The sequence below is a fragment of the Arenimonas sp. genome (assembly GCF_019459675.1).
GTDB lineage: Bacteria > Pseudomonadota > Gammaproteobacteria > Xanthomonadales > Xanthomonadaceae > Arenimonas.
In genome coordinates, this window is the sequence record NZ_JAIBFH010000186.1 from 1 (window position 1) to 8,365 (window position 8,365).

7 protein-coding genes are annotated in these 8,365 nt (G+C 69.0%); 5 read left to right on the forward strand and 2 right to left on the reverse strand.

Translation table 11 applies throughout. From position 1 onward, the window contains the following. The first annotated feature begins 163 nt into the window (after positions 1 to 163). From K0M70_RS06480 to K0M70_RS06495, 4 genes are read left to right on the forward strand one after another with little or no spacing between them, the layout of a single operon-like run. Positions 164 to 856: a methyltransferase domain-containing protein gene (locus tag K0M70_RS06480; protein ID WP_290780795.1), complete on the forward strand. Its 693-nt coding sequence runs from the start codon at positions 164 to 166 to the stop codon at positions 854 to 856. A gap of 22 nt (positions 857 to 878) precedes the next feature. Beyond that, a complete protein-coding gene (rnhA, locus tag K0M70_RS06485; protein WP_290780796.1) occupies positions 879 to 1,316 on the forward strand; it encodes a ribonuclease HI in 438 nt (145 codons plus the stop codon). A gap of 8 nt (positions 1,317 to 1,324) precedes the next feature. Next, complete coding sequence (gene dnaQ / locus K0M70_RS06490; RefSeq protein WP_290780797.1) at positions 1,325 to 2,029, forward strand: DNA polymerase III subunit epsilon; 705 nt, start codon at positions 1,325 to 1,327, stop codon at positions 2,027 to 2,029. Positions 2,030 to 2,076: 47 nt separating this feature from the next. Further along, positions 2,077 to 3,597 carry a serine/threonine-protein kinase gene (locus K0M70_RS06495; protein ID WP_290780799.1) on the forward strand — a complete coding sequence of 507 codons (1,521 nt, stop codon included), beginning with the start codon at positions 2,077 to 2,079 and terminating at the stop codon, positions 3,595 to 3,597. Between the two features lie 6 nt (positions 3,598 to 3,603). Here the strand turns inward: K0M70_RS06495 and K0M70_RS06500 are convergent, their stop codons facing one another. Together K0M70_RS06500 and K0M70_RS06505 are read right to left on the reverse strand one after the other, a co-directional pair. Continuing rightward, a complete protein-coding gene (locus K0M70_RS06500) occupies positions 3,604 to 4,305 on the reverse strand; it encodes a protein phosphatase 2C domain-containing protein (protein ID WP_290780800.1) in 702 nt (233 codons plus the stop codon). A gap of 140 nt (positions 4,306 to 4,445) precedes the next feature. Beyond that, positions 4,446 to 7,679: an autotransporter outer membrane beta-barrel domain-containing protein gene (locus K0M70_RS06505; protein ID WP_290780801.1), complete on the reverse strand. Its 3,234-nt coding sequence runs from the start codon at positions 7,677 to 7,679 to the stop codon at positions 4,446 to 4,448. A 168-nt stretch (positions 7,680 to 7,847) separates the two neighbouring features. Here K0M70_RS06505 and K0M70_RS06510 point away from each other — a divergent pair. After that, the coding region (locus K0M70_RS06510; RefSeq protein ID WP_290780802.1) for a tetratricopeptide repeat protein at positions 7,848 to 8,365 on the forward strand (518 nt) is incomplete at its 3' end.

Genomic DNA, 8,365 nt, shown 5'->3' on the forward strand with positions numbered 1-8,365 from the left:
GGCGGCGGCCTGCAGCACCGGCCCGGGCGCGCCCCGGTCCACCACCACGGCTTAGCCGCGTGGGGTGGGGGGCAGCCAGAAGTAGTTGTCGTTAAAGGCGGGGAGGGGTAGGGCACGCAGCACGGGATGACCTGGGGCGCGCTTTTGACGCAGAATCGCGACCATGCCCCCGGCCCACGCCCGACGTCAACCTGATCCCGATCCCGACGCCTGGTTCGCCCGAGACGTCGCGCTGCGCCTGCTGCACGAGGTCCAGCGCCAGGCCCTGCCCGAACTGACCCGCGTGTTCGGCCACAGCGGGCTGTACCTGCGGCCTACGGCGGCGCTTGATCCGGGGCTTTCGGGCAACCTGCTGGCGGGCGTGGTCAGCCTGCAGCGGCAGGCGGGTGCGTTCCGCGGCGCGCTGGCCTGCGACGACGCCAGGCTGCCGTTCGCCAGCGGCAGCCTGTCGCTGGTGTACGCGCTGTTTGTGTTCGAAAGCTCGCCCGACCCGCAGGCCCTGATGGCGGAAGTGGCCAGGGTGCTCAAACCCGAGGGTTCGGCGCTGTTGCTTACCCTCAACCCCTGGGCGCCGTCGCGGCTTCGCTGGGCGTTCAAGGGCCTGCGGGGATTGGATCCGGAGCTGTTCGCCGGCCAGGTGCGTGGGTCGGGCCTGGACGTGCAGCGCCGGCGCTATCTCGGGCCGATCTGGTCGGCCGCGCAAGCCACCGACCTGGATCCCCCGACTGGCGCGGGCCTGGCCGCCAGGCTCCGCATGGCCAGCCTGGTGGTGGCCCGCCGCCGCGATCCGGGTGTAACCCCGCTGCGCGCCAGCGCACGGGCCGTAATGTTCCGCCCCGGCATGAGTGCCGGGTAACGCCACCTGCATGGAAGCGAAAATGAAACCTGTTGATATCCACACCGATGGCGCCTGCCTGGGCAACCCCGGGCCCGGCCGCAGGGCCGCCCGGCGGCTTCAAGATGGCCCCGCGCGCGAGCAGGCGGGCGGCGAAGCCCAGACCACCAACAACCGCATGGAGCTGCTGGCCGCGATCATGGCGCTGGAGGCGCTGAAGTCGCCCTGCCAGGTGGTGCTTTCCACCGACTCGCAGTACGTGCAGAAGGGCATCGGCGAATGGCTGCCCAACTGGATCCGCCGCGGCTGGAAGACCGCCGGCGGCGACCCGGTCAAGAACAAGGACCTGTGGGAAAGGCTGCAGCTGGCCGCCGCGCCGCACTCGGTGAAATGGAAGTGGGTGAAAGGCCATGCCGGCCACGTCGAGAACGAGCGCGTGGACAAGCTGGCGCGCGCCGAAGCTGAGAAATTCAGGAGCTGAGCCCGGACATGCGCCAGATCGTACTCGACACCGAAACCACCGGCCTGTCCTGGGAAAAAGGCAACCGCATCGTTGAAGTTGGCTGTATCGAGCTGGTTGAACGGCGGCCCACCGGGCGGCGGTTCCAGCGCTACTTCAATCCTGGCCGCGAGATGGAGCCCGGCGCGCAGGAAGTGACCGGGCTGAGCCTGGATTTCCTGCTGGACAAGCCTCGCTTCGAGCTGGTGCTCGACGAACTGCTGGATTTCATCCGCGGCGCCGAACTGATCATCCACAACGCCAGCTTCGACGTCGGCTTCCTCAACCACGAGCTGTCCCTGGCCGGCGCCCACTACGGCCGCCTGGAGCACCATTCCAGCGTGCTCGACACCCTCAAGATGGCGCGCGAGCGTTTCCCTGGCCAGCGTAATTCACTCGACGCGCTGTGCAAGCGGCTGGGCGTGGAAAACGGCCACCGCAAGCTGCATGGCGCGCTGCTCGACGCCGAACTGCTGGCCGAAGTTTACCTGGGGCTGACCGCGGGCCAGGGCGACCTGGGCCTGGCGCCGGTGGCCGAGGCAGGCCAGGCGCGGTCCGTGGATTTGCCTGTGTCGCTGGCCGTCGCGCGCCGCGTGGTGCGTGCCAACGCCGACGAGCTGGCGGCGCACGAAGCGCGGATCGCCAAGATGGCGGCCAAGACCGGCAAGCGCCTGTGGCCCGAACCCACACCCTGAGCGGCGTTTGTGGATAATCGGACCCGGCCACCGGCATCGAGGTTGCTTTGAACGCCACTGTCCTGCTCACCTCGGTCGACATCAACATCCCCGGCTACCGCATCCTGCGGCCCATCGGCGAGGGCGGCATGGCGTCGGTGTTCCTGGCGGTGCAGGAATCGCTGGATCGCGAGGTCGCCCTGAAGGTGATGTCGCCGGTGCTGGCGGCCAATGCGGAATTCGCCAGCCGGTTCGTGGTGGAAGGCAAGATCACCGCCAAGCTCCAGCACCCCAACCTGGTGACCGTGTACGACATCGGCAGCCACAAGGGCGTTTACTACCTGGCGGCCGAGTACATCCCGGGCGGCACGCTCAAGGAGAAACTGGCCGAGGGTGGCCTGAGCGTCGCGCAGATCCTCGACATCGCCACCGACATCGCCCAGGGCCTGGATTTCGCCCATTCCAAGGGCTTCGTGCACCGGGACGTGAAGCCGGGCAACGTGCTGTTCCGCGCCGACGGCCGGGTGGTGCTGGCCGACTTCGGCATCGCCAAGGCCATGGACGGCAGCAACAGTTCCACCGTGGCCGGGGCCTCCATAGGCACGCCTGACTACATGAGCCCGGAGCAGGCGCGCGGTGAACCGGTGGACGGTCGATCCGACCTCTACAGTCTGGGCACGGTGCTTTACGAGCTGCTGGTGGGCACGCCGCCTTACCAGGCGGGCGACCCGTTCACGGTGGCGCTGATGCACGTCACCCATCCCGTGCCCGAGCTGCCGGAGCCCTACGTCTGGCTGCAGCCGCTGGTGTCGGGACTGATGGCCAAGCAGGCCGACCAGCGCTACAAGACTGGCGCCGCCTTCGTTGATGCGCTGCACAAGCTGCTGGCGACCGCGCCGCAGGGCGCGGTGCTGCAGGAAACCAACACCCGCAAGCCGGGCAGCGGCTCGCGCATCGCGTCCGGAGCGGCGACCCAGCAGCGCACCCGGATCAGCGCGCAGCGCAGCAAGTCGCGGCCGGTATGGTTCTGGCCCGCCGCGGGGTCGCTGGTGTTGTTCGTGGCTGCTTTGCTCGGATGGTGGCTGCTGTCGCCCAGTCCGTCGCCCGAGCGCCCAGTGGCCGCCACCACGACGCCAACCGACAACCCGCCGGCCGCGGATCCTGCCGGCAACGGTCCGGTGCCGGCCGGCTTCGAGTTGCCCCAGCCGGTGGATGCGCCAGACCAGGGCGAGCTGGAGCGCCTGCTCAACGCGGGCGACCAGCTGTTCGAGTACGGCACCACGGTGGAACTGAGTCGAAAGCTGACGCTTCCCGACGACGACAGCGCGCTGGGCTACTACCGCCAGGCGCTGGCGCTGGATCCGGAGAACGCCCGCGCCCGCGCCGGCATTGCCGGCATCGTCGCCTTCTATCGTGGTTTCGCCTACAAGGCGTGCGCCTCAGAACGCTGGGTGCAGTGCGGCGTCATCGTGCGGGCGGGGCTGGCCGTGGATGGCGAAGACCCCTACCTGCGCCAGCTGCAGGACGCCGCCGTGCAGGGCGAAGACGGCGGATCGCCCGCGCTGCCGCCGGCACCCGCGGTGAACTGAGCGCGGTCAGGCGCGACGAAGCACGATGACGGTGACGTTGTCCGAGCCGCCGCCGTCCAGCGCCGCCGAAACCAGATGGTCCACGCATTCCTGGGCCGACAGCTCGGGTTTGGCGAGCAGGGCGGCAATGCCAGAGTCGTCCACTTCCTCGGTCAGCCCGTCGCTGCACAGCAGCAGCTGCTGCCCCGGGCGCAGTTCGCCCGAAATCGCCTCCACCTTCAGGCTTTGCGGGTCGGTGACGCCCAAGGCCTGGGTGACGACGTTGCGGTGCGGATGCGCGCGGGCCTGTTCGGCCGTGATGGCGCCCTGGTCTATCAGCTCCTGCACGTAGCTGTGGTCGGACGAGAGTTGGCGCAGCTGGCCGTTCCACAGGTAGGCGCGGCTGTCGCCCACCCACGCCAGCTCGAAGCGGTTTTCCTGGATGCGAAGCGCCACCACGGTAGTGCCCATCGGCAGGCTTTCCGCACGCTGGCGGCTGTGCTTGATGATGTCTTCGTCGGCGCGGCGGATGGCCTCGGCCAGCGGGCGTCCGGCGCGCACTTCGCGCACTACGGCGTCGCGCGCCAGCGCGCTGGCGACTTCGCCGAACTCGTGGCCGCCCATGCCGTCGGCCACCAGCCACAGTCCCAACTCGGCGTCACCGTAGTAGGTGTCTTCGTTGAGCTCGCGCCGCAGGCCGACGTGGCTGAGGTGACCGAATTCGATCATGCGCTGGGCCGGAAGGGCAGGGACATCGGTAAGGGCTGGGCCATGGACCACATCATGCTTGCGCCCGCGCCCGCGCCGCAACCGGGCGGCGCAGGCATGGCAAGTCGGCGGCGCCGAGCGGTGGCGTGCAGGCGCGCAGCCTAGAACTCCATCCGGAAGCCGAGGGCCAGGTTGTACTGCGACATGCCGTTCATTCCGGCCAGGCGCTCGTAGTACATGAACCCCGAGCGCCCCCGGGTGAGCACCATCGACAGGCCCAGACCCAGCCGGAAGTAGTCGGTGTCCAGGCGGTCGCCACTGAGCAGCATCGCGCTGCCGGTCGGATCGTTGATGAAGCGGGCCTCTATCGCCTGCGGGTCGTCCTCGAACTCATGCTCCCACTCCAGCTGCAGGTGCGGCATCAGCACGCCCCAGCCGGCGCTGTGGGTGTAGGTGAACTTCGCGCCCAGCACGCTGGCCAGCGAGGTGACGTCCCGGTTGTCGATGCGCAGCCCCAGGCCGCTGCCCGCCAGGCCCGGCAGCAGCTGCTCGCTGATGTCGTCGAAGCCAAGGCGCGTGTAAAGCACGCGGGCATAGGGACCGATGCCGAACGCGCCGCGGTTGAAATCGCGGCCCACGGTGAACGCCGTGGACAGCAGGTCGCCGCCGGAGTCCGCCTGCGCCACCTGGTTGATGCTGGTGCTGCCGCCGCCGGGCAGCGGCAGGGTGTAGCTGATCTGGCGAAGCAGCTCGTAGTCGTTCTGGCCGTAGGTCAGCACGCCGTCCATGTACCAGCTGTCGGCCTGGTAGTACGTGGTGTAGGCCGAAACGCTCCAGCCGTTGGTGTCCAGCCCGCCCCGGTTGCCCGGCAGCTGGGTGTCCTGGCGGGTGTAGCCCAGCGAGCCGCCGATGATCCACTGGTCGCTCTTGCGGTAGTCCACGCCCGCGGTCACGCCCTCGACGTCGAAGTCGTAGGCCGGGTTCACCGCGCCGCCATCGGCTTCGCCGCGGCCGATGGTGCCGGCGGCGAAGAAGCCCCAGCGGCTGAAGTCGGTGCCGATTTCGGCGCCGGTTTCCGCCGCGCTGTTGCTGAACGCGCTGCCCAGCATGCCCAGCGACAGCGGACCCATCGAAGTGTTGATCGCCAGCCCGCCGAAGTCGGTGCCGCCGGCGCCGCTGCGCAGCGCGGCAATGCGGGTCTTGAGATTGATGAACTGGGATTGGGCGGCGCTGAAAGCGGCGTTCACCTGAGTGAGCGCCACGTCCGCCATCAGCTGGTCGAGTGCGACGATGGTGGCGTTCGGGTCCAGGCCGGCCGCCCCGATCAACTCTTGGCAGCGCTGCAGCAGGTCCTGCTGGCCAGGGGTCGGCGAAGCCAGCCCGGCGAGCGCAGGGCAGGCCGAGTCGATCGCCTTCGCCACCTCGGACTGGGTTTCACTCAGGTCGGCCAGGCTGGCCAGCGCGCCGTTGAGCCCGAACTCCGCCGGCGCGGCGGCCAGCGGTGAACTGGCGGTGACCTGCACGGCGCCGGCCGCGGTGATGGTGACGGTGTTGCTGGCCCGGCCCGCCGCGTTGGTCGTGCTGGTGGCGCTGGCCAGCGTGCCGCTGCTGGTGGTCCAGGCCACCACCGCGCCGGCCACCGGCGCGCCGGCGGCGTTGGTCAGCTCGACCTGCATCGGGGCAGAGGCCGCGCCTGCCGCCAGCAGTTGCCCGTCGCCGTCGATGATGGCCAGCGTTCCCAGCCCGTCCACCGCCAGGCTGAAGCTGACCGTGGCCGAGGGATCATCCTGGCGCGTGCCGGTAATGGTGACCGGGCCGGCCGTGGCGCCGGCGGTGGCGGTGATGGCGGTATTGCCCGCCGCGTCGGTGACGCTGGTGGCCGCCGAAAGCACGGCGCTGCCGGCGGTGACGGCCCAGTTGATGGTGATGCCGGCGCCGGGCAGGCCGCTGTTCTGGGCATTCACCTGCAGCGGATTGGCAAACGCCGTATTCACCAGTGCGCTCTGGCTGTTGCCGCCGGCGATGGCCAGGCTGGCCACGAAGGCGATGTTGGCGTCGAAGCTGAGGCTGGCTTCGTCACCGGAGGCGGGAATGCCGTCGATATCCACCGAGGCGACGATGGCATTGGTGAAGCTGCCGAAGGTGGACGGCGTGAACGTGGCGGACGCCTCGCCCGCGGCGGCGTTGGTGATGCTGGTGGCGCTGGCGGGCGAGAACGGCGCGCTGGCGTTCCAAAGCACCGTGGCTCCCGCGACCGGCGCACCGCCCTGTTCCAGCCGCACCGTCACCGGCAGGCCCACGCCCGACGAACCGGCCAGCGGATTGGGGCTGACGGGCACCAACACGTAAGGGAACGCGTTGACGGTCACCGTGAACGTCTGGCTGCCCGGCGCGCAGAAGGTGCAGCCGCTGTTGGCGAACACGGTGTAGGTTCCGGGCACGGTGGCGCTGAAAATCGCCGTGCTCACGCCGGCGGCGGCCACGGGATTGCCGTTCAGTACCGCGTCGCCGCCCGGGGGCTGCGAGGCAACGGTCCAGCTCATGTTGGTGCCGTTGGGCGCGGGGATACTGGCGCTGCCGTAGCGAACGCGAAGAGAGAGCGGCGTGCCGGCGGTGGTTGACGGTGCAATCGGCGTGGTGGCCGCAAGCGTCACCGCCTCCACCTGCACGCTGAAGTTCACCGGCGGCGGCGGGCAGCCTTCAAGCGCGGCCAACACCGGGCAATTGAGGCTGCCGCTGATGGCATAGGTGTTGACGATGGACGTACTGAAAACGGTGCTGGCGCTGCCGCCGGCGTTGGGATTGACCGGGACGCCGATGGCAGAGTTCGTGGTGAGGTTGAAGAAGCTCGTGGCCAGTGCGCCGGGCGCACCGTTCAACAGGAAGTTGGTGGTCAACGTGACCGGCGTGATCTGGTTGGTCACCAGGGTCGGCGTGGCGGCGGTGTAGGAAAACTGGTTGTTGGTGCGGAAGGTGTAGGTCAGCACGTCGCCGGCGCAGCCGCCGCTCAGGCAGGTGGCCGTGACCGTGCCGATGCCGCCGGGCGTGGGGCCCAGGTTCACGCTGAAAACGTAGGGGGTGTCGAGCAACACCGTTGGGTTGGCGGGTGCCTGCACGGTGGCGCCGCCGGTGGTGTCGGCGGTGATGGCGATCGCGACGTTCACCGTGGGCGAACACGCGGTCTGCGCCTCGAGCGAGAAGCTGACCGAGCTTCCTGAAAGATTGATGGCCGAGGTTGCGCCGAGCTGCACGAAGTCGCAGGTCTGTGCCTGCGACTGGCTGCTCCAGCCCAGGCCCGCCAGTGCCAGCAGCAACAGCGCCGCCGCGTTGACGAGTCTTCCAGACAGGGCGTTGACCACCCGTCGGCCGCTTGCCGCGCTGCGCAGGACGTCCATCGCTTTTCCCCAGGTTTGCGGCTATAACTCCGGCACGAGTATATGCGGCTGGCGCGCCGCTACAATGGCCTTGGCGCGGGCCGCATTGCTTCCAAAAGGAGCCATGCCATGACTTTGCGCAGCGCGTGTCCGGATCAATCCCGACTGTCCGTTATTGCTTCTTCATGCGTGCTGGCAATTGTCGCTGGATGGCCGGCCCACCCGGCCCAGGCCGCGGTGCGAAACGCCGAGGACCTGATGGTGGTGGACTGCCTGTTGCCCGGGCAGATCCGCAAGCTCGGCCGGCAGGCCACCTTCCTCAGCGCCCGCCGTCCGGTGCGCACCACCCAGGCCGACTGCGAGATACGCGGCGGCGAATACGTCGCGCACGATCGCGCCAATTACCAGACCGCACTGAAGGTGTGGCTGGAAGGCGCCATGGGCGGCAGCGCCGAGGCGCAGAACAACGTCGGCGAAATCTATTCGAAGGGGCTGGGCACCGAACCGGACTACGGCATGGCTTTCCAGTGGTTCAAGAAGGCGGCCGACCAGGGCTATGGCCGCGCCAAGATCAACCTGGGCTATCTGTATGAGTTGGGCCTGGGCGTGCCGCAGGACCAGGCGGCCGCGCTGAATCTCTATCGCGAGGCGTCCGGGATCCAGGACGAACTGCTTTACGCCTCGGTGGGGCAGGTGCAGATAAGCGC

Coding starts and splice junctions, on each gene's coding strand:
- K0M70_RS06480 (WP_290780795.1), top strand. CDS start 164: ATGCCCCCGGCCCACGCCCGACGTCAACCTGATCCCGATCCCGACGCC.
- rnhA (WP_290780796.1), top strand. CDS start 879: ATGAAACCTGTTGATATCCACACCGATGGCGCCTGCCTGGGCAACCCC.
- dnaQ (WP_290780797.1), top strand. CDS start 1,325: ATGCGCCAGATCGTACTCGACACCGAAACCACCGGCCTGTCCTGGGAA.
- K0M70_RS06500 (WP_290780800.1), bottom strand. CDS start 4,305: ATGATCGAATTCGGTCACCTCAGCCACGTCGGCCTGCGGCGCGAGCTC.
- K0M70_RS06505 (WP_290780801.1), bottom strand. CDS start 7,679: ATGGACGTCCTGCGCAGCGCGGCAAGCGGCCGACGGGTGGTCAACGCC.